The organism is Nonomuraea sp. NPDC052265 (assembly GCF_044547985.1).
Taxonomy (GTDB): Bacteria; Actinomycetota; Actinomycetes; order Streptosporangiales; family Streptosporangiaceae; genus Nonomuraea.
In genome coordinates, this window is record NZ_JBIUBJ010000004.1 from 433,565 (window position 1) to 458,292 (window position 24,728).

Annotated in this window: 21 protein-coding genes; 12 read left to right on the plus strand and 9 right to left on the minus strand. The window is 74.1% G+C overall.

What is annotated here, in order from left to right; translation table 11 throughout:
* Positions 1–3: 3 nt before the first annotated feature.
* From ACIHAD_RS15595 to ACIHAD_RS15605, 3 genes are read right to left on the minus strand one after another with little or no spacing between them, the layout of a single operon-like run.
* Complete coding sequence (locus ACIHAD_RS15595; protein ID WP_397355098.1) at positions 4–2,940, minus strand: FAD-binding and (Fe-S)-binding domain-containing protein; 2,937 nt, start codon at positions 2,938–2,940, stop codon at positions 4–6.
* A 57-nt stretch (positions 2,941–2,997) separates the two neighbouring features.
* The gene (locus tag ACIHAD_RS15600; protein WP_397355099.1) at positions 2,998–3,537 is read right to left on the minus strand and encodes a DUF892 family protein; all 540 of its coding nucleotides are present in this window, start codon (positions 3,535–3,537) and stop codon (positions 2,998–3,000) included.
* A complete protein-coding gene (locus ACIHAD_RS15605; protein ID WP_397355100.1) occupies positions 3,534–4,751 on the minus strand; it encodes an MFS transporter in 1,218 nt (405 codons plus the stop codon). Before ACIHAD_RS15605 ends, ACIHAD_RS15600 begins: the two co-directional genes overlap by 4 nt.
* A 96-nt stretch (positions 4,752–4,847) precedes the next feature.
* Between ACIHAD_RS15605 and ACIHAD_RS15610 the strand changes: the two genes are divergently transcribed.
* From ACIHAD_RS15610 to ACIHAD_RS15635, 6 genes are all read left to right on the plus strand, one after another.
* Positions 4,848–5,816 (plus strand): winged helix-turn-helix domain-containing protein, encoded by a 969-nt coding sequence (locus tag ACIHAD_RS15610; RefSeq protein WP_397355101.1) that lies wholly within the window; start codon positions 4,848–4,850, stop codon positions 5,814–5,816.
* Between the two features lie 138 nt (positions 5,817–5,954).
* The gene (locus tag ACIHAD_RS15615) at positions 5,955–6,398 is read left to right on the plus strand and encodes a CBS domain-containing protein (protein ID WP_397355102.1); all 444 of its coding nucleotides are present in this window, start codon (positions 5,955–5,957) and stop codon (positions 6,396–6,398) included.
* A gap of 73 nt (positions 6,399–6,471) precedes the next feature.
* Entirely contained in the window at positions 6,472–7,074 is a 603-nt protein-coding gene (locus ACIHAD_RS15620) for a TetR/AcrR family transcriptional regulator (protein WP_397355103.1), read from the plus strand.
* A 111-nt stretch (positions 7,075–7,185) separates the two neighbouring features.
* Positions 7,186–8,619 (plus strand): MFS transporter, encoded by a 1,434-nt coding sequence (locus ACIHAD_RS15625; RefSeq protein WP_397355104.1) that lies wholly within the window; start codon positions 7,186–7,188, stop codon positions 8,617–8,619.
* Between the two features lie 207 nt (positions 8,620–8,826).
* Positions 8,827–9,186, plus strand: coding sequence for an STAS domain-containing protein (locus tag ACIHAD_RS15630; RefSeq protein ID WP_397355105.1), 360 nt, complete (start codon positions 8,827–8,829; stop codon positions 9,184–9,186).
* Positions 9,183–11,453, plus strand: a complete 2,271-nt coding sequence (locus tag ACIHAD_RS15635) for a SpoIIE family protein phosphatase (protein ID WP_397355106.1) — start codon at positions 9,183–9,185, stop codon at positions 11,451–11,453. Before ACIHAD_RS15630 ends, ACIHAD_RS15635 begins: the two co-directional genes overlap by 4 nt.
* A gap of 18 nt (positions 11,454–11,471) precedes the next feature.
* Here the strand turns inward: ACIHAD_RS15635 and ACIHAD_RS15640 are convergent, their stop codons facing one another.
* The 3 genes from ACIHAD_RS15640 to ACIHAD_RS15650 all read right to left on the minus strand — a co-directional run bounded on the left by ACIHAD_RS15640 (position 11,472) and on the right by ACIHAD_RS15650 (position 13,956).
* Positions 11,472–11,777, minus strand: a complete 306-nt coding sequence (locus tag ACIHAD_RS15640) for a hypothetical protein (protein ID WP_397355107.1) — start codon at positions 11,775–11,777, stop codon at positions 11,472–11,474.
* A gap of 101 nt (positions 11,778–11,878) precedes the next feature.
* Positions 11,879–13,054 carry an acyltransferase family protein gene (locus ACIHAD_RS15645; protein WP_397355108.1) on the minus strand — a complete coding sequence of 392 codons (1,176 nt, stop codon included), beginning with the start codon at positions 13,052–13,054 and terminating at the stop codon, positions 11,879–11,881.
* Between the two features lie 80 nt (positions 13,055–13,134).
* Positions 13,135–13,956: a class I SAM-dependent methyltransferase gene (locus tag ACIHAD_RS15650; RefSeq protein WP_397355109.1), complete on the minus strand. Its 822-nt coding sequence runs from the start codon at positions 13,954–13,956 to the stop codon at positions 13,135–13,137.
* Between the two features lie 47 nt (positions 13,957–14,003).
* Between ACIHAD_RS15650 and ACIHAD_RS15655 the strand changes: the two genes are divergently transcribed.
* Complete coding sequence (locus ACIHAD_RS15655) at positions 14,004–14,612, plus strand: helix-turn-helix domain-containing protein (RefSeq protein ID WP_397355110.1); 609 nt, start codon at positions 14,004–14,006, stop codon at positions 14,610–14,612.
* A gap of 21 nt (positions 14,613–14,633) precedes the next feature.
* Here ACIHAD_RS15655 and ACIHAD_RS15660 read toward each other — a convergent pair whose 3' ends face one another.
* Positions 14,634–14,978, minus strand: a complete 345-nt coding sequence (locus ACIHAD_RS15660) for a hypothetical protein (RefSeq protein ID WP_397355111.1) — start codon at positions 14,976–14,978, stop codon at positions 14,634–14,636.
* A 187-nt stretch (positions 14,979–15,165) separates the two neighbouring features.
* Here ACIHAD_RS15660 and ACIHAD_RS15665 point away from each other — a divergent pair, with 187 nt between their 5' ends.
* From ACIHAD_RS15665 to ACIHAD_RS15680, 4 genes are all read left to right on the plus strand, one after another.
* The gene (locus ACIHAD_RS15665; RefSeq protein WP_397355112.1) at positions 15,166–15,594 is read left to right on the plus strand and encodes an ATP-binding protein; all 429 of its coding nucleotides are present in this window, start codon (positions 15,166–15,168) and stop codon (positions 15,592–15,594) included.
* A gap of 101 nt (positions 15,595–15,695) precedes the next feature.
* A complete protein-coding gene (locus tag ACIHAD_RS15670) occupies positions 15,696–16,031 on the plus strand; it encodes a YciI family protein (protein ID WP_397355114.1) in 336 nt (111 codons plus the stop codon).
* Positions 16,028–17,272, plus strand: coding sequence for an RNA polymerase sigma factor (locus ACIHAD_RS15675; protein ID WP_397355115.1), 1,245 nt, complete (start codon positions 16,028–16,030; stop codon positions 17,270–17,272). Before ACIHAD_RS15670 ends, ACIHAD_RS15675 begins: the two co-directional genes overlap by 4 nt.
* A gap of 669 nt (positions 17,273–17,941) precedes the next feature.
* A complete protein-coding gene (locus ACIHAD_RS15680) occupies positions 17,942–18,283 on the plus strand; it encodes an Lsr2 family protein (protein WP_397355116.1) in 342 nt (113 codons plus the stop codon).
* Here ACIHAD_RS15680 and ACIHAD_RS15685 read toward each other — a convergent pair.
* The gene (locus ACIHAD_RS15685; protein WP_397355117.1) at positions 18,280–18,726 is read right to left on the minus strand and encodes a hypothetical protein; all 447 of its coding nucleotides are present in this window, start codon (positions 18,724–18,726) and stop codon (positions 18,280–18,282) included. The genes ACIHAD_RS15680 and ACIHAD_RS15685 overlap by 4 nt on opposite strands.
* A gap of 153 nt (positions 18,727–18,879) precedes the next feature.
* Positions 18,880–22,134, minus strand: a complete 3,255-nt coding sequence (locus ACIHAD_RS15690; RefSeq protein ID WP_397355118.1) for a S8 family serine peptidase — start codon at positions 22,132–22,134, stop codon at positions 18,880–18,882.
* A 470-nt stretch (positions 22,135–22,604) separates the two neighbouring features.
* Here ACIHAD_RS15690 and ACIHAD_RS15695 point away from each other — a divergent pair, with 470 nt between their 5' ends.
* Complete coding sequence (locus ACIHAD_RS15695) at positions 22,605–24,728, plus strand: SpoIIE family protein phosphatase (RefSeq protein WP_397355119.1); 2,124 nt, start codon at positions 22,605–22,607, stop codon at positions 24,726–24,728.

A 24,728-nucleotide genomic window follows, 5' to 3' on the forward strand; every position in this document is an offset into this window, starting at 1 on the left:
GTGTCAGTCCTGGCGGACGAGCGCCGTGGCCAGGAGTTCGGCCAGGTGGCGGCCCTGGCGTCCGGTGCCGGCGGCGGCGATCTGGGTGCGGCAGGAGAAGCCGTCGGCGAGCAGCTCGTCGCCCGGCCCCGCCGACCGTACGGCCGGCCAGAGCCCCTGCTCGGCGCACGCCTGCGACACCTCGTGATGCCCCCGCTCGAACCCGAAGTTCCCGGCCTGCCCGCAGCAGCCGGAGTCGAGCACGCTGGTCCGGATGCCGAAGCGGTCGAGCACGGCCCGGTCGGCGTCGTACCCGATGACGGCGCTCTGGTGGCAGTGCACCTGCGCGATCGCCTGCCCGCCGGCCGTGGCGGGCCGCCAGTCGGCCGCGCGCGTCTCCAGCAGCTCGGCCAGGGTGAGGAACCGCTCCGACAGCAGCCGGGTCTCGGCCGTGTTGAGCAGTTCGGGCCCGTCGGAGCGGAACACGGCGGCGCAGCTCGGCTCCAGGCCGACCACCGGCACCCCGGCCTCGGCCCACGGCGCGAGCGCCCCCACCGTACGCGCCAGCACCCGCCGGGCCACCCCGAGCTGCCCGGTGCTGATCCACGTCAGCCCGCAGCACAGCGTCACGGGCGGAACCACCACCTCGAACCCGGCCGCCTCCAGCACGTCCACGGCGGCCCGCCCGATGTGCGGGTCGAAGTGGTCGGTGAACGTGTCGGCCCACAACACCACCCGCCCCCGCGTGCCGGGCCCGCCCCGGGGACGCCGCCTGAACCAGTCGGTGAACCGCTGACGGGCGAACCTCGGCAGCTCGCGCTCCGGCGTGATCCCCGCGACGGCCTTGACCAGCCGCGACAGTCCGGGCGCGGAGCCGGCGGCGTTGACCAGGCCGGGCGCGGCCGAGGCGAGCGCGGCCCACACCGGCAGCCAGCCCATCGAGTAGTGGGCGCGCGGCCGGACGCGGTGCCGGTAGTGGTGAGCGAGGAACTCGGCCTTGTAGGTGGCCATGTCCACGTTCACCGGGCATTCGGAGCGGCAGCCCTTGCAGGACAGGCACAGGTCGAGCGCGTCGCGCACGGCGGTCGAGCGCCAGCCGTCGGTGATGACGTCGCCGCGCACCATCTCCTCCAGCAGGCGGGCGCGCCCGCGCGTGGAGTGCTCCTCCTCGCGGGTCACCCGGTAGCTGGGGCACATCACGCCGCCCTCGAAGGTGTGCTTGCGGCAGGTGCCGGTGCCGACGCAGCGGGTGGCGGCGTGCCCGAAACGTCCGTGGTCGTGGGGGTACTGGAAGAACGTCTGCCGTGGTTCCAGCGGGTAGAAACGGTGCTGGGCCAGGTTCTGGTCCAGGTGGCGGGGGTGGACGACCTTGCCCGGGTTCATCCGGTCGCGCGGGTCGAAGATGGCCTTGAAGCGGCCGAACACCTCCACGACCTCCTCGCCGAACATGACGGGCAGCAGCTCGGCCAGCGCCTGGCCGTCGCCGTGCTCGCCGGACAGCGAGCCGCCGTAGGAGGCGACCAGCTCGGCGGCCTCCCGGGCGAAGGCGCGGTACCTGGCGATGCCGTCGTCGGTGTGCAGGTCGAGCGGGAGCCTGCCGTGCACGCAGCCCTGGCCGAAGTGGCCGTACAGTGCGGAGTCCTGGTAGTCGTGCGCGCGCAGCAGCCGCTCGTAGTCGCGCAGGTAGGCGCCCAGCCGCTCGGGCGGCACGGCCGCGTCCGACCAGCCCTCGTACGTCTGCCGCCCGGTCGGCGGGTACGCCTCCACGCCGAGCCCCGACTCGCGCCACCGCCACAGCCGGTCCTCCCTGGCCGGGTCGCCGAGGAAGGCGTGCGTGGGCGTGGGCCCCTCGGCCCGCTCCCCCACGTCCCGCATCATCGTCTCGGCCCGCTCGCGCGCCTGCTCGGGCGTGTCCCCGCCGAACTGCACCAGCAGCCAGCCGCCGCCCTCGGGCAGCTCCTGGAGCGCCGGGTCGCCGGGGTGCTCCCGCTTGGCCAGCCGGTACATGGTCTCGTCCATGGCCTCCAGCGCGATCGGCGCGTGCCGGGCCACGGCGGGGACGGCGTCGGCGGCGGTGAAGACGTCCTCGAACCCGAGCACGGCCAGCGCCCTGGCGGGCGGGGACGGCACGACGCTCAGCTCGGCGCGCAGCACGGTCACCAGCGTGCCCTCGCTGCCGACCAGGGCGCGGGCCAGGTCGAACCCGTTCTCGGGCAGCAGCCGGTCGAGGTTGTAGCCGGAGATGCGGCGTTCCAGCCTGGGGTAGCGGGTGCGGACCAGTTCCATGGTCTCGTCGCGCAGGTCGCGCACCTGGCGGTAGATCTCGGCCAGGCGGCCGCCCTGGGCCTGGATCCGGTCGTACTCGGCGTCGCTGGTCGGCCCCACCCAGGCGCGTACCCCGTCGTAGGTGAGGATCTCCAGCCGGAGCACCGACTGCGACATCTTCCCGTACGCCTGCGCGGAGGCCCCGCACGAGTTGTTGCCGATCATGCCGCCGATCGTGCAGGCCCGATGGCTGGACGGCCTGGGCCCGACCATCAGCCCGTACGGCGCCAGCTCGTGGTCCACCTGGTCGAGCACGGCCCCCGCCTGGACGACGACCCGGCGGGCCGCCACGTCGACGGACTCGACCGCGCCGCAGTGCTTGGACCAGTCGATCACCACCGCCGCGTTGCAGCACTGCCCGGCCAGGCTGGTGCCGCCGCCGCGCGAGAGCACGGGGACGTCCCTGGACCGGCACACGGCCACCGCCGCCACCCCGGCGTCCAGGTGGCGCGGCACGACGACGCCGATCGGGACCTGCCGGTAGTTGGAGGCGTCACGCGCGTAGGCGGCGCGGCTGCCCGTGTCGAAGCGCACCTCGCCGTCCACGGCCTCGGCGAGGCGGCGGCTCAGGGTCTCGACGTCGATCTCGCGGGACGGCGGCGCGTGCGTGACGGGCGCGTTGACCAGGCTCTTCATGCCCGGCCCTTACCCTGGCCGGCTCACGGTCCGCCCAACGGCGGGCCAAGCCCGGTTCTAGACCCCGAGCAGGTCGGTGAGGTCGTCGGCGTGCTCCTCCTCCTCTTCCAGGATCGACTCCATGAGCCGGCGGGTGGTCGGGTCGCCCTCGCCGAGCCAGCGGATGATTTCCTGGTAGGTGGAGATGACGATGCGCTCGGCCCAGAGGTTGGCCTCCAGCAGCGCCTTCAGGTCGGTGTCGGCGGGCACCTGGTAGTCGGTGTGCGAGCGCTGGACGAGCTTGGCCGGGTCGAAGTCCGGCTCGCCGCCGAGCTGGCTGACGCGTTCGGCGGCGCGCAGCGCGTGGTCGAGCTCCTCCTTGGCGTGCTCGGTGAACTCCGCCGCCACCTGCGCGCGGTCGATGCCCTTGGCCGAGATGGCGTGCCTGGTGTACCTGAGCCAGCACACGACCTCGGTGGCGATCACGTCGTTGAGGACCTCGACGACCTTCTCCGGATCGCGGCCGAAGGTCTGCGTGATCGGCCCTTCGTCCATCTTCTGCCGCACCTGCTCGCGGATTCTGGTGACGTCGAGCACGAAGTCGTCCGTCTGCGTCATGATGTGTCCTTCCCCCGGCGATTTCCCCTGGTCAACGGTAACTTCGCCGGAGCTTCCGCAGAGGTTGCGACACGGGCGGACCGCAGCCGGGGCGCCAGCGCGAGGGTGACCGCCGCCGACGCCGCCGCCAGCACGGCCATGGCCGCGCCGGGCGAGGTGCGCTCGGCCAGGGCTCCGGCGAGCGCGGCGGCCAGCCCCTGCGTGGCGATCATGCCGGAGGAGTGCAGCCCGAGCGCGTGCCCGCTCAGCTCCGGGGGCGTGAGCGCCATGAGCCGGTCCTGGAGCAGCAGGGTGGCGGCGAACCCGGCCGAGGCGAGCGCGACCAGCACCGGCGACGGGTAGGCCACGAACACCAGGTACGGCAGCGCGAGCAGCAGGTACAGCGGCGTGACCAGCCGCGCCCGCCAGTGCCGCGGCACGTACCGGCCCGCCAGCACGTCACCGGCGAGCATCCCGGCGGCGGCGCAGGCGAACAGCAGCCCGGCCCGGTCGGGCGCGAGCGGGACGAACAGCGACTCGCAGCCGACGATCAGGCCGTTCGGCAGCCAGAGGGCGAGGTAGACGTTCCTGCGCGGGCGGGAGGACCACAGGCGGGCGTTGTCGCGCCAGGTCTCGGCGGGCGAGGGCCGTCCGGCCGCGCGTGGGCGCCGCCTGCCGAGCCCGAGCCCGGCCAGCGCGGCGGCCAGGTGGAGGGCCGCCGCGACGAGCAGCGTCCCGCGCGGCGACAGGACGGTCACCAGGATGCCGCCCGCGCCGAACCCGGCGATCTGCACGATCCCGGAGGACATGTTGAGCATCGACCGGCCGAGCAGGTATCCGTCCTCGTCGAGCAGCTCGTTGAGCAGCCCGTACCGGACGCCGCCGCCGAGCGCGGAGAGCGCGCCGAGTGCCAGGACGACGGCGAGCATCCCCCACACGGGCAGGCCGGGGAGGGCCGGCACGGCGGCGCCGAGCGCGGACACCAGCGCCAGCCCGGTCAGGGCGGCGCGCGGCGGCAGCCGGTCGGCCGCCGACAGCAGCGTCGCGGCCCCCGCCACCTGGGCCAGCGCCGGGCCGAACATGGCCAGCCCGGACAGCAGCGGCGATCCGGTGTCGGCGTAGACGAGGGTGCCGAGGGCGAGCCCGCTCACCGTCTGTCCCGCCACCTGTCCGGACGAGACCAGGAAGAGCGGGGTGAATCCGGACCTGCCGAACAGATCCCGGTACGTACGCATGGAACGGCAGTCTCCGCGACCGGCGGCGACGGGCGATACTGTTTCGCGCACCCGCGAAACAAACGCCAGGGCGGGCGGCGGGACGAGGGAGATCGCGTGGATTTCTGGCAGGTGGACGCCGACACCCTCGCGGGCGGCCGGTTCGTCCTGTCACCGCTGGCCGAGACGATCGCCGCGCTGAAGACGCTGGACCGCGGCGCCGCCGCCCATCCCGGCGAGGACGTCTGGCTGGCCGCCCACCTGCCCGCCTACCGCGCGGAGCAGGCCGCCGACCCGGTCACGGCGCTGCTCGTCCGCGCCGCGCTGGGCCGTACGTGGAACGCGACGTTCCTCACGCCCACGCCCGAAGGAGAGGGTGCCACCGACTTCGAGGAGGAGGTGGCGAGCGTCCGCGAGACGCCGCCCGAGCAGGCGCGCGAGGACCTCACCGAGTCGCTGGGCGGGCCCGTGCCCGCCGCGTTGCACCGCGACGACCTGCCCGAGCGCATGGCCGCCCGGCTGGAGTGGGTGTGGCGGGAGACGGTGCTGCCCACCTGGGCGCGGCGCCGCCGGATCATCGAGGCCGACGTCACGGCCCGCACCGCGCGGCTGGGCCGGGGCGGCTGGGCGGCGGCCCTGGACGGCATGCGTCCCGGCCTGCGCTGGCTCGGCGACGGCCGGTTGCGGATCAGCGTCCACGACAACCCGCCGCGGGACCTGCCGGGCGCCCGGCTGATGTTCGTGCCGGTCACGCCGCGCCAGGGCTGGGTGAGCTGGCACGGCTCCCGCCGCTGCGCGATCGTCTACCCGTGCTCGGGGCCGCTGGCCGACGTCGGGCCACCGCCCGCGCCGGAGGCATTGGGCAGGCTGCTGGGCGGGGCGCGGGCGGGCGTGCTGGTGCTGCTGGACGCCCCGAAGAGCACCACGCAGCTCGTCGCGCTCACCGGCCAGGGCCTGGGCTCGGTCGGCCGCCATCTCAAGGTGCTGCTCGACGCGGGGCTCGTCGGCCGCGTCCGGGCCGGCCGTTCGGTCCTGTACGGCCGTACGGAGGTCGGCGACGCGCTCGTACGGGCGCGGACCGGCTGACCCCGCGCGCCCGCCGCGACGAGCTGCGCCTTCGTTCCTGACCGGCGCCGCGCCTCTCGTGAGGGGCGGCTCGGGGCGAGCGGCGCCCTCGGGCGGGAGGAGGGTTGGCTAGGCTGTGGGCCGGAGGAATGATCACCTATGCGCGCACGCGATCTCGTCACGGACTTCCCGACGGTCACCCTCGACACGTCGGCCCTGGACGCCGCCCGGCTGCTGGCCGAGCGCGACCTGCCCGGCCTCATCGTGATCGACGACGACGGCCGCCCCCACAGCATCCTCCCCGGCACCCAGGTGCTCCGGCTGGCCGTGCCGCCCTACTGCCAGGACGACCCGGCGCTGGCCCGGGTGGTGGACGAGGCCCACGCCGACCGGTTCCTGCACCGGCTCGGGACGCGGACCGTCCGCGAGTGCCTTCCGGAGCGGCCGCGCGAGCTGCCGGTGGCCGACATGAAGGCGACGGTGCTCGAACTGTCGGCGCTCATGGCCCGCACCCGCAGCCCCCTGGTGGCGATCGTCGAGGGCGGCCGCGTGGCGGGAGCCGTCACCCTCCAGTCACTCCTGGACCACGCCCTCACGCTCTGACCACCTGGTCCGGGCCGGTGCCGCGCCGAGGGCCCCGGCGATCTCCGGCCACGGGCGTCGTAGGCTGGGGTCCATGGGGAAGACCGCCGCCCGACAGCCCGTCCCTGCCCGGCGCGCCGACGCCGAACGCAACATCGCCGCCATCCTGGAAGCCGGGACGCGGCTGCTCAGCGACGACCCGGGCGCGAGCGTGGCCGAGATCGCCAAGGCCGCCGGCGTCGGCCGGGTCACCCTGTACGGCCACTTCCCCTCCCGCGAGGCCCTGGTGGACGCCGTCCTCGATCACACCGTCGGGCTGGCGGACGCCGTCCTGGAGGACGAGTCCCTCGACACCGCCCCCGCCCCCGAGGCGATGGCCGGGCTGCTGCATTCGTCGTGGGAGATCCTCGACCGCCACCGCCGCCTCTTCGTGGCCGCCGACCGGGTGCTGCCCACCGAACGCATCCGCGAGCACCACGACCGCCCCCTGCGCCGGGTGGAGCGGCTGATCGCCCGCGGCCAGGACGACGGCGACTTCCGTACGGACCTGCCGCTGGAGTGGCTGGTGACGACGTTCTTCGCGATCATCCACAGCGCGGCCCAGGAGCGGGAGGCCGGCCGGCTGACCGCCGAGGAGGTCGAGCCGGTCCTGACCCGCACGATGCTCTCCCTCCTCGCCGCGCCCTCCCCGGCGTAACCTCCGCCTTCCAGACTCCCCCGCACGACCCCGGCCGCCGGGACACCCTACCGGCGTACCGTTTTGTTGTGCTTAACTTGAACATCAGTGTTCGAGTTAAGGAGTCACAGGATGAGTCATCACGTCGGGACGCGAGCTGCCGCGCCCGTGGGGAGCAAGGGCTGGGCGGTGCTGGCGCTGTTGTGCCTGGCGCAGTTCATGCTGATCGTCGACATCACCGTCGTCCAGGTGGCCCTGCCCGCCATCGGCGGCGATCTCGCGCTCGGACGCGAGGCGCTCACCTGGGTGGTGACCACGTACACGCTGTGCTTCGGCGGCCTGATGGTGCTCGGCGGGCGGCTCGCCGACGCGGTCGGACCCCGCCGCACGCTGCTGGCCGGGCTGGCGTTGTTCACCGCGGCCTCGCTCGTCTGCGGCCTGGCCGACGACGGCGGCACGCTCATCGCGGGGCGGGCCCTGCAGGGGGTCGGCGCGGCGCTGCTGTCCCCCGCGGCCCTGGCCGTCATCACCACCGTCTTCCAGGGCGAGCGCCGGGCCCGCGCACTCGCCGTCTGGGCGGCCATCGGCGGCTCCGGCGCTGCCGTCGGCGTGCTCCTCGGCGGCGTCCTCACCGACGGGCCCGGCTGGATGTGGGTGTTCTTCGTGAACGTGCCCATCGGCCTGCTGGTCCTGGCCGCCGTACCGGCCGTCGTACCGGCCGCCCCGGGGGCTCACGGCGGGGGCGGGCGCGTCGACGTCGTGGGCGCCCTGCTCGTCACCCTGGCGACCGCCCTGCTGATCTACGGCCTCGTCTCGGCCGGCGACGGCGGCTGGGGGGCCGTGGGAACCGTGCTGCCGCTGGCCGGGGCCGCCCTGTCCTATGTGGCGTTCGTGCTGGTCGAGCGGTCCGTACGGGCGCCGCTCATGCGGGTCGAGACCCTGGCCAGGCGCCCCGTCGTCTCGGGCGCGTTCGTCATGCTGGTCGCCACCGGCCTGATGCTGGGCCTGTTCTTCCTCAGCTCCCTCTACCTCCAGCACGTCCTGGGCTTCAGCCCGCTGCGGACGGGGCTCACATTCCTGCCCGTCGCCGTCGCCATCACGGTCGGCGCGCATCTCGGCGGGCGCCTCATCGGCAGGGTCGGCGGCCGGCCGGTGGCCGTGGCGTCGTTCGCGCTGACCGCCGTGGGGGCGGCGCTGATGACGCGGGTCTCCCCCGAGGCGGGGGCGTTCACCACTCTGGTGCCGGGGTTCGTGCTGGCCGCCGTGGGGATCGGGCCGGCGTTCGTGACCGCCACCACGACGACGATGGCCAACGTCCCGCCCGGCGAGAACGGCGTCGCCTCCGGGGTGATCAACACCTTCCACGAGCTGGGCGGCTCCATCGGGGTGGCGGTGGTGTCCACGGTCGCCGCCTCCAGCCTGGGGCGGGGCGCGGGCATCGGCGGGTTCACCTCGGGGCTCGTGCTGTGCGCGGTCGTGGCGGGGGTGGCGGCCGTGATCTCGCTCGGCCTCGTGCCGCCCGGCAGGCCAGCGGGCGCGTTCGTCGGCCACGGCCACGGTCACTGAGGGGGCCGTGGGAGCAGCCGCTGAAGGGTCCGCCGACGGGATGTCCCCGGCGACCCCGGGAGGCTATCCTGCTTGCGTGACTGCTCCGCCCCCCGCGGGACGCGGCTTCTCGACACCTCCGGCCCCCGCCGGGGCCGGTCATGGCCGGCCGCCGGGCGGCGTCCCTCCTCAGGTCGTGTCCCGTCCGGAGAGCGGTGGGCGACGGCGATGCCACCACTGACGCTCCTGCGCCGGGAGCGGCCGGGCGTGACCGTGATCGTGGTGTCCGGGGAGCTCGACGCCACCAACCGCGGCCAGTTCGAGAACTTCCTCAGGGAAAGTCGCGAGCCCGGCCACGTCGTGTTCGACCTGGCACGGGTGCCGTTCGTGGACAGCTCGGGCCTGCACGTCCTGCTGGCCTTCGCCACCGACCGGCTCAGGAGGTCCGGCGCGGTGCGCCTGGCCGCCGTGCAGCCCCTGCCCGCCCGGTTGCTGGACATCACCGGGGTGCTCGCGCACGTCCCGGTGCACGACACCGTCGAGGAGGCGGTGGCCGCCGCCAGGGCCGCCGCGGAACGTTCCGTGTGACCGGCGGGCGCGCGGGGGCGGAGGAGGCGGCGAGCCTGGCCAGGCTGGCCGCGACCGTCGAACGCCTGCGCGCCGAGCTGCACGAGGTCCGCCGCGCGGCCGACGACCGCGCGCTGGTCGAGCTGGCCAAGGGCATCCTGGTCGAACGCCTGCGCTGCGCCCCGGCGCAGGCCGCCGACCAGCTCGCCACGCTCGCGGCCCGGACCGGGCGGTCGCAGGCCGAGCTGGCGGCCGACATCGTGAACCGGGCCGCCGGCGACCCCATCGCCGACCTTTCCCTGACCGGCGCCGCCGAGCTCGACGGCGGTCCGGAGCCGCCCGCCGGGCACGCGGAGGCGGCGGTGCGGCTGCGGACGGCCGAGAGCGCCGCGCTCGGCGCCACGGACGTGCAGGCGGCGGCGCACGCCGTGCTGGAGACGGCCCTGCTGCCCATCGGCGCGACGGCGGTCGCGGTGTGGGCGGCCGGGCCGGACACCTCGCTCACGCTGGCCGGGCACGCCGGTTTCAGCGCCGAGGAGGCCGGGCTCTGGCGGCAGGTCCCGCCGGGCCTGATCACGCCGGCCACCAGCACGCTGATCGAGCGCCGCACGCTGTGGCACCCCGCGCCGGGTCCGGCGTCGATCGGCCGCCACCAGCTCACCGGAGGTCGCGTCACCGCCGTGGCCCGGCTGGGCGGACGGGTGCTCGGCGTCCTGGAGATCTGCTGGCCGGACGACCCTCCCCGGCCCACGCCCAGGATGGAACGCCAGATCGAGGCGCTGGCCGGCCTGTGCGCCCTCACCCTCAACTCCCCCGGCCCGCCGGTGCGCGCCGGCGCCGCCCTGGCCGAGCTGGCCGCCCTGGCCGACTCCATGCCCGACCCGGCGCTCGTCCTGCTGCCGCACCTCGACCCGCAGGGCCACGTCGCCGACTTCCGCGTCCATCACGCCAACGCGCGGTCGGCGGTGCGGGCGGGCGGGCTGCTGCTGGAGGCGTACCCGTTCGCGGCCGGGGAGCTGCTGGGCAGGATCGAGCACGTGCACGCCACCGGCGAGCCGTTCCGCGCCGCCGACATGCGCTTCACCGCGACCTGCACGGCCGAGGTGAGCATCACCCGCCACGGCGGGAGCGTGCTGCTCGTCCGGCGCGACCACGACCAGGCCCGCCTGCTGGAGCACGCCCAGCGCCTGGGCCGCATCGGCGGCTTCGAGGAGAACGCCCTCACCGGCGAGATCATGTGGAACGCCCAGATGTTCTCCCTGTACGGCCTGCCGCCGGACGCCCGGCCGGTCCCGCTGGAACGCCTGCGCGATCACGTGCACCGCGACGACGAGGTGGCCGTGGGCCTCTTCCTGCGCACGGTGCTGCATCACCGGCGTCCGGCCGCGACGGCGTTCCGGCTCGAACGCCCCGGCGGGGCGGCCCGGCATCTGCGCGTGGTGGCCGAGCCGGTGTTCGCCCCGGACGGCCGGTTGACGGCGCTGCGGGGGGCGTACCAGGACGTCTCGCCGCAACACTGGACGGAGGTCGCGCTGGCCGTCACCCGCGACCGGCTGGCCCGCACCGAACGGCAGTCCGCCGCCCGCAACCGCCTGGCCCTGCAGCTCCAGCACGCCATCATGCCGCCCTCGCACGGCCGCATGGACTCCTTCGGGCTGCGCATCGCGGTCCGCTACCGTCCGGCGCAGAAGGAGGACCTGGTCGGCGGCGACTGGTACGACGCGGTCGTCCTGCCGTCGGAGCGCGTCCTGCTGTCGGTGGGCGACGTGGCCGGGCACGGCGTCGAGGCCGCCACGGGCATGGTGGTGCTGCGCAACGCCCTGCGCGGCCTGGCCACCACCGGCGCGGGCCCGGCCCAGCTGCTGAGCTGGCTCAACCTGGTCGCCCGCCACCTCACCGACCGCATGACCGCGACCGCGATCTGCGGCGTGTACGACCCCGCCACCCGCGTCCTGCGCTGGGCCAGGGCCGGGCACCTGCCGCCGATCCTGCTGCGCGATTCGCGGGGCACCGAGTTGCCGATGGTCAAGGGCCCGCTGCTCGGCGCGTTCGCCGACGCCGGCTACGAGGAGGGTCGGATCCAGCTGGAGGCCGACGACACGCTGCTGCTCTACACCGACGGCCTGATCGAGCGTCGCGACCACAACCTGCGCCATGCCCAGGACCGGCTGCTGGCCGTCGCCTCGCGGACGGCCTCGACGCTCGAGCACCGGCTGGACGACCTGCTCACCCACTGCAACTCCGACACCGACGACGACACCTGCCTGATCGGCGTGCACGTGCGCTGAGCGGGGCTCTGAGGGAGATCAGGGGGCGGGCGCGAGGAGGCCGAGGCGGTCGAAGGCCGCGGCCACGCTCGGGGCCAGCGCCGCCGGGTCGTCGCCGGCGACCGCGCGGCCGGGGTCGGGGGTGGCCCTGGCGCACAGGGCGAAGGTGAGCCCGCGCACCTGGGCGAGCGCCTCGGGCAGGCCGGGCGGGCCGTCACCGCGCAGGTCGCAGTGGTGGGCGGCCAGGTCGTCGAGCGCCTTCACGGTGCCCGAGGACCTCGACGACGTCGCGGCGGTGGCCCTGCCGGCCCAGGGGCTGACCGTGTGGTGGCTGGTCCGCCGCACCGGCCGGGTCCAGGCCGGGGGGGGTGCGGCAGGTGCACGCGGAGCTGCGGGAGCGGCGTACGACCGGCAAGCTCGTCCTCGACCCGCGCCGGTAGCGGCCCCTACGAGGCGGTCAGGCGGCGGCCGAGCCGCTGCATCGGGCGTTCGAGGAAGCGGTAGGTCAGCCGGCTGCCCGGCAGCACGAGGGCCAGGAAGAGCACGCTGACGCCGATCTGCAGGGGAAGCGGTGACCAGCGCATCTCCCCCGCCACCTCCATCACCACGATGAGCACCGGCAGGTGCACCAGGTAGAGGGAGTAGCTCATGAGCCCGAGCCAGGTGAGCACGGCGGGCACCCGGCGGCCCCGCCAGGCCAGACCGGCCGCGAACGTGAGCCCCGCCAGGACGACGGTCGTGCCCCAGACGTCCGGCTGCACCCACCACCATCCGGCGCTGAGCGCCCAGACGGGGGCGACCGTCACCAGCGACGCGGCCAGGGCCACCGGCCACAGGGAGCCCTGGCCGCGTTCCCAGCGGCGGAGGGCCGTGCCGGTGAACATGACCGCCAGGATCGCCGCCCCGAACCAGGGGACGCGGCTGCTCAGCAGCAGCAGGGCCAGGGCCATGACGCCGAGCGCGCACGCCGCCGTGTTGCGCAGCCGTCCGGAGATGACGCAGGCCAGCCCGGCGGCGAACACCGCGAACGACACCCAGGCCAGCCAGCCGCCGGCCAGCGGCGCCGCGCTCAGCGCCAGGCCCGCCACGACCGCGGTCACGCCGAAGGCGACGGCGACCAGGCCGCGCCGGTCGCGTACGCCGGTCACGAACAGGGCGGTGACCATCAGGTAGAAGACCATCTCGTAGGAGAGGGTCCACATCGTGTTCATGACCCCGGCGACGCCGACGACGTCCAGCAGCATCGTGGCGTGCGCCGCGGCCGAGGAGGCGTCCCTGGGCACTTCCGGGCGTACCGGGATCCACCAGGACAGGGCCAGGACCACGGCGATCACGGCGAGGTAGAGCGGGTAGAGGCGGAACGCGCGGCCGACCCAGAAGGCGCGCACGTCGCCGTGCCGTTCCAGTGACGACGGGATGATGTAGCCGCTGACCAGGAAGAACACCAGGACGCCGTACACGCCCAGGTTGAAGAAGGTCGGGCGCAGCCAGGGCATGGCCCAGGTGGTCAGGTGCTCGCCGACGACGGCGAGGGCGCCGATGCCGCGGAGGGCGTCCAGCCAGGCGAGCCTGGACGTCTCCGAACGAACGACCTGGGGGGTGCCAAACGGAACAGTCGTCACGCACCCCAACGTATCGGCCCGACGAACACGACCCGGGCACCTCACCCTTGTTCGGACCGTCGCCGAGGGCGTGCGCCGGGTCAGGGACGGCGGGCGGCCCAGGCGGTCCGGGTGCCGCGTACGACGAGGTCGCGGTGGCGCAGGGCCTCCGGGGAGTCGCCGGAGAGCAGCCGGTCGAGGGCGGCGAGGTCGGCGGCGGCCAGCTGCCCGTCGAGCCGGGACCGGTAGCCGCTCAGCACGGCGTGCGCGTAGCGGACGCCGTCCGGCGACGCCGGGCGCACCTCGATCGGGAAGTCACGCCGCGCGGCCGTCTCGAACCCTGCCGCCTCCAGGAACGGCCCCCAGTCGGGGTACGGGTCCGGGCCCGTGGCCGCCACCGCCTCCCGGCAGCGCGCCTCCAGCGCCGCCCCGGCCTCGTCGGTCAGGAAACGCGGCATGCCGTCCATCTCGACGACCGCCAGCAGCCCGCCGGGGGGCAGCGCGGCGTGGACCTCGCCGAGCAGCCGTGCCGGGTCCTTGACGTGGTGCAGCGACAGGGCCGCCCACACGAGGTCGGCCCCGCCGGTCGGGGGCAGGGCCTCGTCCAGGTCGGCCTGGACGAGGCGCACCCGCTCCCCCAGCCCCTGGGCGAGCGCCGCCGAGCGCAGCCGGTCGAGCATCACCGGCGACTGGTCGACGGCGACGATCTCGGCGGCGGGGAACCGCCGGGCGAGGGCCAGCGTGCCGGTGCCGGTGCCGGCGCCCAGGTCGGCGACCGTCCGCGGGGGCCGTACGGCCTGCTCGCCGATCCAGGCTGTCAGCTCGTCCAGGTACGTCCCGAGCACGTCGGCGTCCAGGTCGAGCAGGTCCGCCAGCCGTGACTCGCCGCCGTGGTGGTGTCCGTGGTGAGAGTGTCCTTCCATGTCTTCACCGTAGGGCTCTCCTGCGCATGAGGCATACACTCTTGCCTATGACGCAAGAAGTCGACCTGGACGCGGTGGTCCGCCGGCGCATCCGCGGCCTGCGGCTGGCCCGCGGCTGGTCCCTCGACGCCCTGGCCGCGCGGTGCCGGCTGAGCCCGTCCAACCTGAGCCGCATCGAGACCGGCCACCGCCGGATCGCCCTCGACCAGCTCGTCCCCATCGCGCGGGCCCTCGGCACGACGCTCGACCAGCTCGTCGAGTCCACCGAGGACGAGGACGTGGTGATCCGGCCGCTCCCCTGCGACCATCCGGGGATGACCGTGTGGCTGCTGTCCCGGGAGCGTTCGCTGCACGGCGTCACGGTCGCCAAGATGCGCATCACCCCCGACCGGCCGCTCGAACCGCGGGTGCATCCGGGGCGCGAATGGTTCACCGTCCTGTCCGGGACGGCCCGCCTGCTGCTGGGCGAGCGAAACGTCCTGGTGCCGGCGGGCGAGGCGGCCGAGTTCTCGACCATGACCCCGCACGCCGTCGGCGCCCACGAAGGGCCGGTGGAGCTCCTCACCATCCTCGACCACGACGGCGAGCGCTCCCACCTGCACGCGGGCCAGGCGATCGCCGAGACCGCCCGCCGAACCGCGGCCGGGCCGGGCTGACCCGCCCGGGTGGGACGCGGGTCAGCCGCCGCCGGTTCTGGCCGGGCCCATGCGGCCCCCTGACCACGGGGTCTCCGGATGGGCCTGGCGCCAGGTCAGCAATTGGCGGTCCAGCCGCTCCCGGTCGGTGAGGCGCGGCCTGGCGGGGCGCACGCCCGTACGTTCGAGCAGCTCGTACGCGGCCTCCGCCAGCCGCAGCCGGGCGGGCGCGAACCGGCGCCGCAGCAGGTCGGCGGTCACCGCCGCGGTCAGCACCGAGGCCGGCCACAGCGCGGCCCTGCCCAGGCCGCCCCCGCTTCCCGTGATCTGCCCGTTCCCCTTGCGATGGTCGATGCCCGTGCTCTGGTCGCCGTCGCCATGCCGCATTCGTCAGCCTCCGGGTTCGTCTCGGGACCGTGGGCGTGCCGGAAGTTTCTGCACTTATGGCGCTACCCTGTCCTGCGTCCGTCATGCCGCCGATTGGCGAACGGCGGCGGTACACGTTTGAGTGGCCGCCGGCGGGAAAGCTGGAGACAGGCCCACCGCCCCACCCGACCCCGCACGCGAGACGATCATGACCCTTCAGTTCGAGCTACAGTGCCCCATCAGCACTGACCTTGCCCTCATCAGGGACCTGATCCGCGTGCACGGCCGCCACTGCGGACTGCCCGGCGACCGGCTGGAGGACCTGGTCGTGGCGGTCAACGAGGCGGTCACCAACGTGCTGGACCACGGCGGCAGGACGGGCATGGTGACCTCCCGCGGCGGCGCCGACGGCGTGGTCGTCGAGATCCTCGACGTCGCCGGCCGGCTCACCCACGAGCACCTGGCCGCGGCCCACCTCGACCCGACCGCCTCCCACGGGTACGGCCTGTGGGTCATCCAGCAGCTCTGCGACGAGGTCGTCCTGGAGCAGACCGGGCTCGGCTCGCTGCTGACCCTGGACCTGCGCAGCCGCCGCCGGACCGCCCGCCCGGACGCGCGCCGCGTCCTGTCGGCCTGACCCTCCTGCCGCCGCCCGGAAAGAAATTCCCGGGGCGTCGTCCGGTTCCGTCGGTCCCGTTCGTCACCATGGTGAGACGCCGTCCGACCGAGGAGCACGAGATGAAGTACATGATGTTCGTCTGCACCGACGCCGAGCCCGACACCGACCAGGACAACCTGCCCGACGTCGAGGCGTGGGTGGCCGAGAACGACGCCCGCGGGCGGCGGGTGCGCGGCGCGGTGCTGGCGCCGGAGTCGGCCGCGACCACCGTGCGCGTGCGGCGCGGCGAGCTGGTCCTGTCCGACGGGCCGTTCGCCGAGACCAAGGAGGTGATCGTGGGCTTCGACCTGCTCGAATGCGCCGACCTGGACGAGGCCGTCGAGGTCGCCCGCACCCACCCGATGGCCAGGCACGGACGGCTGGAGCTGCGGCCGTTCGCCGATTTCGAGCAGTGAGGCGACACCTGGAGGAGGCGGCGGCGGAGGCGTACCCGCGGATCGTCGCCGCCCTGATCCGGGTCACCGGTGACTGGACGCTGGCCGAGGACTGCGCCCAGGAGGCGCTGGCGCTGGCCGTGCGGCGGTGGCCGGAGGAGGGCGTGCCGTCCAACCCGGGCGGCTGGCTGATGACGGTGGCGCGCAACCGCGCGATCGACGCGCTGCGCCGCGTCACGGTGGAGCGCCGCAAGCTGGCCGAGCTGGCGGCGCTCGCCCTGACCGTCCAGGACGGGCCCGGCGACGGGCGGGAGGAGGAGGTCGTGGACGACCGGCTGCGGCTCGTCTTCACGTGCTGCCATCCGGCGCTGGCCCTGGAGTCGCGGGTGGCGCTGACCCTGCGGACCATCTGCGGGGTGCCGGCCGCCGACCTCGCCCGCGCCTTCCTGGTCACCGAGTCGGCGATGACCCGGCGGCTGACCAGGGCCAAGCGGAAGATCGCCGAGGCGGGCATCCCGTACCGGGTACCGCAGGGGCCGGCGCTGGCCGAGCGGCTGCCGGGGGTGCTGGCCGTGCTCTATGTGCTGTTCACGCAGGGATACGACGCCGGGGGCGAGCCCGCGTTCGCCGAGGAGGCGATCCGGCTGGCACGCCTGCTCCGGCGGCTCATGCCGGAGCAGGAGGAGGTGACGGCGCTGCTGGCGCTGTTCCTCCTGCAGCACTCCCGCCGGGACGCCCGCCGCGACGCCGCCGGCGACCTGGTCCCCCTCGACCGGCAGGACCGCTCCCGCTGGGACCGGGCCGCGATCGGCGAGGGGCTCGCCCTGCTGACCGCGATCGGGGGTGACGGCCCGTACGGGCTCCAGGCCCGCATCGCCGCCTGCCACGCCACCGCGTCCTCGCTGCCCGGCACGGACTGGTCACGGATCGCCCGCTGCTACGACGACCTGGCCCGGCTCCACCCCACGCCGGTGGTGGAGCTGAACCGGGCCGTCGCGCACGGGTACGCCCACGGGCCGCGGGCCGGGCTCGCGCTGCTGGAGCGCTCGCGCGCCGAGCTCGACGGCCACCCGCTGGCCATCGCCGCCGAGGCCGACCTCACCGCGCGCGACGGCGACCGGGTGCGGGCGGCGGCGCTGTTCCGCCAAGCCGCCGCCGTCGCCCACAGCGCCCCGGAACGCCGCGCCCTCCTCACCCGCGCCACCGAAACCGCTCTCGGAACCCCTGCCGGGGCCGCGGGCGGCGAACCCGACGGCGCCTGAGCGGGGTTCAGCCGGCGGAGTGGCGGGGCCCGCGGCGCCCGCCGTGGCAGGCCGCCCGCACCGCCGGCGGGTCCGCCGCATCCAGGTAGCGCATCAGTTCATTGTCACGCGCCCCGGCCCGTCCCGCCGCCGATAAATCGGCCGGAAATAAAGGGACAGAAGGCGGGCCCGGCCCGTCCCATTCGCGCGTGCACTTCTGCGGCTTGCCCGGAGTTGACGCCATAGGGCCCACCCGCCGCACGGCTCGCGTGGCGCCGGAAAACCGTGTGCCGATGCCGGGAAGCGCCGGTGGCGCGCACACGCGAGCCGCGCGCACACATTGCCGCACACCTTTGAATTCATCTTCGATAAGGTGCGCGCCGCCACAGCTCCCGCCTTCCCGCCCCTCCCCCGTCCGCGTGCGCGCGCCGGGCGACCCGGCGTCCGCGGCGACCGCCCGCCCGGCCCGCGACCAGGAACGTGACGTGGGCATTCCCAGGTGAGATACGCAAGGCGACCCCCGTGACACCGCCGGGCGCACGCGGTGCGGGCCGCGTTTGAAATGCCTTTGACAGTCGGTGCGCCCGGCGCGTTCTCCTCGTTCACCGGCGCCGGGCCGAGGTAGGTTGCCCGCACGCTACTGAAGAGCGCTACAGTACGCAACAACCGTATCGAGCATGGAGTGCCGCCATGGCTAAGCAGATTCAAGAGATTCTCATCGACGATGTAGACGGTGGGGAGGCTCATGAGACCGTCGTCTTTGCACTCGATGGCAGCAGCTACGAGATTGACCTTCATGAGGAGAAGGCGGACGCGCTGCGGAAAGCACTGGCGCCCTTCATCGTGAAGGCCCGTCCTGTTCGCGTGGATCGCGGTGGGCGTGGCCGCCGGGCGGCCGTCAGCGGCAGCCGCGCGTTGAGCCGGGAGAAGTCTTCGGAGATCCGGCAGTGGGCCAAGTCCAACGGCCTGCCCGTCAGCGAGCGCGGCCGGATCGCGGCCTCCGTGGTCGAGAAGTACGAGGCGGCCCACTAGGAGGTACGCGCGGCGCGCGCGGGCCGGCGGAGCAGTCCGGCGAGCCTGAGCGCCGCCATGACGGCCACCGCAAGGTGCGCCGATACCAGGGCGATCTGGTAGATCCGCTGCCCGGCCGTGAGCTCGGCGGCGTAACCGCCGTCGTAGAACCCCGACACGAAGGCCAGCACCCCCGCGACCGCCAGCAGGACGGCGGCCGGGACCGCGACGCCACGGCGGCTCCGGGTCGCCCCCACGACCAGCACGACCTGCGCGACCATCATCGGGATCGGCGCGGACAGCCGCGCCTGGGGGCCGAGGGCGTCCAGGAACGTCGGGTTCAGCCCGGCGGCGACCGCGATGAGAGCGCCGATCACGTCCATGGTGAGCAGGACGCCGACCCCGCCGAGCAGCGCCGAGCTGAGCGCCCGGCCGGCGGGGACCGCGGTGGTGGATGGCGACATGTCCGTCTCCTGTCTGAGTCGTCCGGGATCGGGTGACAGTTCCGATGCTCGGCGACCGCCCTTGGCGACGACATGAGAACGACTTGGCGCCGACCTGGACCAGCCGTCCCGCGGTGGCCGCGGGGGCGTACGCCACCCGCGGCCACCGGTGGATCACTGGACGGTGATCTTGTCCACTTCGACGGTGATGCCCTTCACCTGCGGGGTCGAGGTGGCGGTCGTGATCTTGCCGGCCCCCGCGCTGACCCCCTTGACCTTCATCGAGTACGTCAGGCTGCCGCCGGGCGCGCCCGGCGTGCTGCTGACGACCAGGTCCTGGGTGGGCGGCCCGGAGATCTGGGCGCCCGCGGTGCCCTCGGCGTTCTCGGCGCCGACCGTCAGGCCGTAGGCGGCGGGCGGCGAGCCGGGCAGGTTGCCCGGGTCGTAGGCGTAGCTGATGTCCTCCACGCCGTTGAGCCCGATCCACTGCTGGAACACCTTCAGGTCGGTGGTGCCGTAGAGGTTCAGCCGCCACTCCACCACCAGCCAGTCGCTGACCCCGTCGGTGAGGATCGTGGCCAGGACGCCCGGCGCGGCGGTGCCGTCGAGGTCGGTCCAGTAGGGGGCGAGCACGCCGTTGGGGCGCGCCGGGTCGGGCAGCGTCTGCGGCGTCGGTGAGACGTCGTCGCCGACGGCGCCGCCCGCGACGCTGTAGCCGTCGGAGGTCACGCCGAGCCTGGTGTAGGCGCGTCCGGCGAACTGGAAGGCGGGCACGGTGAAGTTGAGCGCCTGCTCGTCGCCGATCGGGGTGGGCGTGACGCCGAAGGCGTCCAGCGGGATGTAGCCGGCGGGCCCGGCGCCGGGCGCGATCCCCGGCTTGGCGGGCTGGGTGGCGGCCAGCGTCGCCTTGGTGGTGGCGATCTGGGTGCCGACCTTGGTCGCGCCCGTGACACTGTTCAGGCGCAGGCGGGCGTCGAGGGTGCTGAGCGCGGTGACCTCGGCGTCCTCGAACGTGGTGTTGCGTACGGTGACCGTGCAGGTGGACTCGCCGGTGTTCCTGGCGATCGTGTCCGGGGCGCAGGTCTGGTCGACCGGCACCGCGCCCTGCTTGCGGTAGAACGCCACCGGCAGGTGCAGCGCGCGCGAGCCGCCGGCCTGCTTGAGGTCGACCTGGCCGAAGTACTGGCCGTCGGGCAGTTCCGGCGCGGTGATGACGATGCTCAGCTTGACGCTCTTGCCGGGCGCGACGGTGAACACGGGCGGCAGCACGGTGACGGCGGCCCCGCTCACGGTCGTGCCGGAGGCGGTGAAGGTGAGCGACGAGCCGGTGGTGTTGGTGACGGTGCGCCTGACGGTGATGACGCCGGGCATGGTGGGCGCGTTCACCGAGGGCAGGTTGAGGTCGATCCGGTTGAGCGGGTCGGTGGCCGAGGCGACGAAGCCGGCGGCGTCCTGGTCCAGGGTCAGGCCGGGGTCACCGGCCTTGGTCAGGTCGATGCGCCCGCCGCCCATGTCGAACGGGTCGGCCTGGGTGGTCCTGTCCTGCTTGGTGACCGCGGTCTTGGCCGTGGTCTCCAGGGCCGACTTGACCTGGCCGGGCGTCCACGTGGGGTGCAGGGCGAAGACCAGCGCCGCCGAGCCCGTCACGTGCGGCGCCGACATCGAGGTGCCGGAGATGACCTGGTAGAGGTTGCCGGGAGGGCCTTCCAGCGGCGACTCGGGGGTCGGCGTCATGCCCGCCATGATGTGCTGGCCGGGCGCGGTGACGTCCGGCTTGAGGAAGTCGCCGCCGGGGCCGCGCGAGGAGAAGTGCGCCATCGCGTCGCCCTGCCAGGTGGACTTGGCGCCCTGCGTGAAGGAGGCGGTGGCGCCGGGGTGGGCGGCGAGGAAGGTCAGCAGGGTGTCGGCCCCGGGCTTGTCGACGTGCACGGACGGCAGCCAGTGGGCGTCGGTGAAGACGTCGAACGGGAAGGTGTTGTAGAGGATCATCCCGGCCGCGCCGCCCTGCCGGACGTTGAAGCTCTTCAGCACGCGGTTGGGGGTGCGCTCACAGGCGACGATCTTCCCGCTGAACAGTCCCGGAGGCGCCGGGACGTCGCACGCGGCGCGGGAGTACGGCGGCGCCGAGGCCAGGACGACGGGCAGCGGCGAGGCCAGGCCCGCGGTGATGGAGGCGCCCTTGATCGTCGCCGTGGCGCCGCCGCCGGACAGCGTGACCGTGGACTGGAAGGTCCGGGACTGCGAGGAGGCGGCCACCGTGGTCACCCAGGGCCCGCGGTGGTCGGTGGTGCCGGCGTCGGGCCCGGAGTTGCCCGCCGAGGCCGAGACCAGCACGCCGGCGGCGTAGGCGTCGAGGAAGGCCAGCTCGACCGGGTCGCTGTAGGGGTCGCTGCCGCCGGAGACCGAGAAGTTGATCACGCGTACGCCGTCCAGGACGGCCCGCGCCACGGCCTGCGCCGAGTCGGAGGGGAAGCAGCCCTGCGCGCCGCACACCTTGTAGACCGAGACCTCGGCGGCCGGGGCGATGCCGTGGATGGGGCCGCGGCTGATGCCCAGCGGGTTGGCGTCGGCGACCGGGCCGCCCGCCGAGGTGCTGGCGGTGTGGGTGCCGTGGCCGTTGGAGTCGCGGGCGCTGTCGGCGTAGACCTCGCCGCCGTAGACGGCGTTGTAGGTCTCCATGAACGGCTGTCCGCCGATCAGCTTGTTGTTGCAGGTGAACGGGTCGCTGGCCGGGGTCAGCGGGTTGTCGCCGAAGTTGCACACGCGGGGCGTGCCGTCCTTGGTGGGCCCGGGGGCGGGCAGGCCGGGAGCGGCGGCGAAGGAGGGGTGCTCGGGCCAGGCGCCGGAGTCCAGGACGCCGACGATCACCCCCTTGCCCGCGGAGGAGCTGCCGCCGAGCTTGCCGTAGATGGTGTCGGCGCCGATGAACTCGGGGCTGGAGTCGGTCAGCAACTGCTGGGGTCTGTCCTCCTGGACGGCGACCGCGCCGGGCAGCCGCAGCACGTCGGCCACCTTGCTGCCCGGGACGCGCAGGGCGATGCCGCCGTAGACGGTCCTGACGCGCTGGCCGGCGACGGCTCCGGGGATCTTCTTGGCCAGCTCGCCCAGGAAGGCGTCCTCGACGTCCTGGATGTGGGTGCCGTACTTCCTGGCCTCGGCGCTCCTGGTGTCGAGGGCCTTGCCGGTGACGGCGGGGCTGGTGGCCGGGAGCCCGGCCAGCCCGCCCTGGTAGGCGGCCAGCGAGTCGTAGTCCAGTTTGACCATGACGTTGACGGGCGCGGGCGAGGTGACCTTCAGCAGCGCCGCGTCGCTCTTGGCGAGCTTGCCGGTGGGGGACTTGGCGCCCTCGACCACCTCGGCGCCGGTGAGCGGCACGGACCGCCATTTCGCGGGCGGGGTGGGCGTGGCCCGCGCCACGGCCGGGCTCATGGCCATCACGACACCGAGCCCGACGGCTACCGATGTCAACCGGCGTAAACGGGATGAGAACGAACGGGACAACACAAAGACCTCCTGGCCGAGGAGCTGCACGAACCCGCCAGACCGGCCCAGGACGTCATGTCACCCCCACGCGCGCATGCCGGAGAGATCGATGACCCTCCCCGGTGGGTGACGAGCTGGACGCCTCCCCTCCCCGGTGGCGGGGTGGCTTGGCATCCGAACCGGAGTGTAGACAGCGATCAACTGACCGAGAACCCCGCCGCTTTGTCACAATCCGGCCAACTGCCCCCGCCGTACGGCCGCCCGCCCGGGCCACCACAAAGCTCATATTCCTCCCACCACTTCGCCAGAATCCGGCAACGGTCACCATCACCCCCAATACGGATATCTACAGTTGTCCTATGGGCGATCAACGGGACGCGGCGCCGACGTCAGCGCAGGACGGAACGAGGTAGTCCGTGGGGGGCCACGCCGACGAGGGGACCCTGCCGTACACCTCGGCGCTGGACGAGGCGCTCGCCCAGGCCGCCCGCGAGACCGGCGCGCACATCGGCGCGGTGTACCTCCTGACCGGCTCCCCGCAGGTCCTGGTGATGGAGGCGGAGATCGGGCTGCCCACGCAGCTCGTCGGGCCGTGGACCACCGTCAGGCTGGACGCCGGGGCGCCCGTGGCCGCCGCCGTGCGCCAGGGACGGCTGGTCTGGGTGCCGACCGCGCAGGAGATGGCCTGCCGCTTCCCGGGCACGGCCCTGGCCTTCCCGTACGCCTTCGCCTCGGTCTCCGTGCCCCTGCACAGCGACTCCCGCATGTGGGGCTCGTGGATCCTGCTCTGGCCGGACGGGCGGCCCGCCGAGCTGAGCGGGCCGGAGCTGGAGGTCATCGGCGGCACGAGCGAGCGCCTGGCCGCCGTCCTGGAGCAGGCCGCCGACAGCGGGTACCCGGTGTGCCCGGTGGGCGAGCCGCGCGTGCTGACCCCGGTGCCGCCGCCGATGCCCGACCCGTACGAGGCGGTGGCCGCGGCCGGCTACCTGGAACGGCTGCGTGACGGCTCGGTCGCGCTCGACCTGGACGGCGTCGTCACCTTCGCCAGCCCCGCCGCCGCCGACCTGCTCGGCACCGCCGTCTCCGAGCTGCTCGGCACGCCGCTGTGGGAGACGGCGACGTGGCTGAAGGACCCGGCGTTCCAGGACCGCTGCCGCGCGGCGGTGGTCGGCCAGCAGGTCGCCGCCTGCTCGGCGCGCCGGCCGGACGGCCACGAGCTGGAGTTCGTCCTGCATCCGGACCCGACCGGCCTGAGCCTGCGCATCACGCCCTCGGCGACCGACCTGCCCGCGCGACTGCCCGCGCGGTCCAGACCGGCGGGCAACTCGGAGCTGCCGCGGGCCGACGTCTTCTACAACTTCCTGCACATGGCCTCGGCGATGACCCGGGCGCTGAACGTCCGGGAGGTCGTCGATCTCATCGCCGACCATGTCATGCCGGTGTTCAAGGCGCGGGCGATGGCGATCATGCGGGCCGAGAGCGGCCGGATGAGGATCGTCGGCTCCTTCGGCTACGTCCCCGAGATCCTGGACCGGTTCGACGGCCAGACCCTGGCCGTGCCGAGCCCCGCCGAGCAGGTCGTCCGCACGGGCGAGCCGGCCTTCTTCGCCGACCGGGCCGAGCTGCGCCAGTCCTTCCCCGACACCGCCCAGGAGGACGGGATGGCCGCCTGGGCCTTCCTGCCGCTGACCGTCTCCGACGACACCTTCGGCGTCTGCCTGCTGGCCTTCGACCATCCGCGGCCGTTCACCGCCGAGCAGTGCTCCACCCTGACCACGCTGGCCGGGCTGATGGGCCAGGCCCTGGACCGCGCGCTCCTCTACGACACCAAGGACCGGCTGGCCCACAGCCTGCAGACCTCGTTGCTGCCCGGCAGCCTGCCCGACATGCCGGGCCTTGAGGTGGCCGCCCGGTACGTGCCCGCCACCCGCGGCGTCGGCATCGGCGGCGACTTCTACGACCTGATCCGCCTCAACGAGACCACCGCCGCCGCCGTCATCGGGGACGTCCAGGGCCACAACATGACGGCCGCCGCGCTCATGGGCCAGGTGCGCACCGCCATCCACGCCCACGCCGCCGTCGGCGCCAGCCCCGGGGACGTCCTCCAGCACACCAACCGGCTGCTCATGGACCTGGACACCGACCTGTTCACGAGCTGCCTGCTCATCTACTTCGACCTGCGCCTGCGCACGCTGCGCGCGGCCAACGCCGGTCATCCCCTGCCGCTGCTGCGCCCGCCCAACATGCCGGCCGAGATCATCGACATCCCCGCGGGCCTGCTGCTCGGCATCGACGCCGACGCCGATTACGCCACGGTGGAGGTGCCGTTCCCGCCGGGCGCCGTCCTGGCCCTCTACACCGACGGGCTGGTCGAGGCGCCGGGCGTGGACCTGGACGAGGCCATCGGGACGCTGGCGGCGTACCTGACCAGCGCCCCGCGCGAGCAGCTCCAGCAGATCGCCGGGACCCTGCTCGACCACGCCCCGCACACCGACGACATCGCGCTGCTCCTCCTGCGGCACCGCGAGAACTCGGGCTGA

Coding starts and splice junctions, on each gene's coding strand:
- ACIHAD_RS15690 (WP_397355118.1), bottom strand. CDS start 22,134: ATGAGCCCGGCCGTGGCGCGGGCCACGCCCACCCCGCCCGCGAAATGG.
- ACIHAD_RS15680 (WP_397355116.1), top strand. CDS start 17,942: ATGGCTAAGCAGATTCAAGAGATTCTCATCGACGATGTAGACGGTGGG.
- ACIHAD_RS15625 (WP_397355104.1), top strand. CDS start 7,186: ATGAGTCATCACGTCGGGACGCGAGCTGCCGCGCCCGTGGGGAGCAAG.
- ACIHAD_RS15665 (WP_397355112.1), top strand. CDS start 15,166: ATGACCCTTCAGTTCGAGCTACAGTGCCCCATCAGCACTGACCTTGCC.
- ACIHAD_RS15600 (WP_397355099.1), bottom strand. CDS start 3,537: ATGACGCAGACGGACGACTTCGTGCTCGACGTCACCAGAATCCGCGAG.
- ACIHAD_RS15630 (WP_397355105.1), top strand. CDS start 8,827: ATGCCACCACTGACGCTCCTGCGCCGGGAGCGGCCGGGCGTGACCGTG.
- ACIHAD_RS15670 (WP_397355114.1), top strand. CDS start 15,696: ATGAAGTACATGATGTTCGTCTGCACCGACGCCGAGCCCGACACCGAC.
- ACIHAD_RS15650 (WP_397355109.1), bottom strand. CDS start 13,956: ATGGAAGGACACTCTCACCACGGACACCACCACGGCGGCGAGTCACGG.
- ACIHAD_RS15620 (WP_397355103.1), top strand. CDS start 6,472: ATGGGGAAGACCGCCGCCCGACAGCCCGTCCCTGCCCGGCGCGCCGAC.
- ACIHAD_RS15615 (WP_397355102.1), top strand. CDS start 5,955: ATGCGCGCACGCGATCTCGTCACGGACTTCCCGACGGTCACCCTCGAC.
- ACIHAD_RS15655 (WP_397355110.1), top strand. CDS start 14,004: ATGACGCAAGAAGTCGACCTGGACGCGGTGGTCCGCCGGCGCATCCGC.
- ACIHAD_RS15685 (WP_397355117.1), bottom strand. CDS start 18,726: ATGTCGCCATCCACCACCGCGGTCCCCGCCGGCCGGGCGCTCAGCTCG.
- ACIHAD_RS15605 (WP_397355100.1), bottom strand. CDS start 4,751: ATGCGTACGTACCGGGATCTGTTCGGCAGGTCCGGATTCACCCCGCTC.
- ACIHAD_RS15595 (WP_397355098.1), bottom strand. CDS start 2,940: ATGAAGAGCCTGGTCAACGCGCCCGTCACGCACGCGCCGCCGTCCCGC.
- ACIHAD_RS15660 (WP_397355111.1), bottom strand. CDS start 14,978: ATGCGGCATGGCGACGGCGACCAGAGCACGGGCATCGACCATCGCAAG.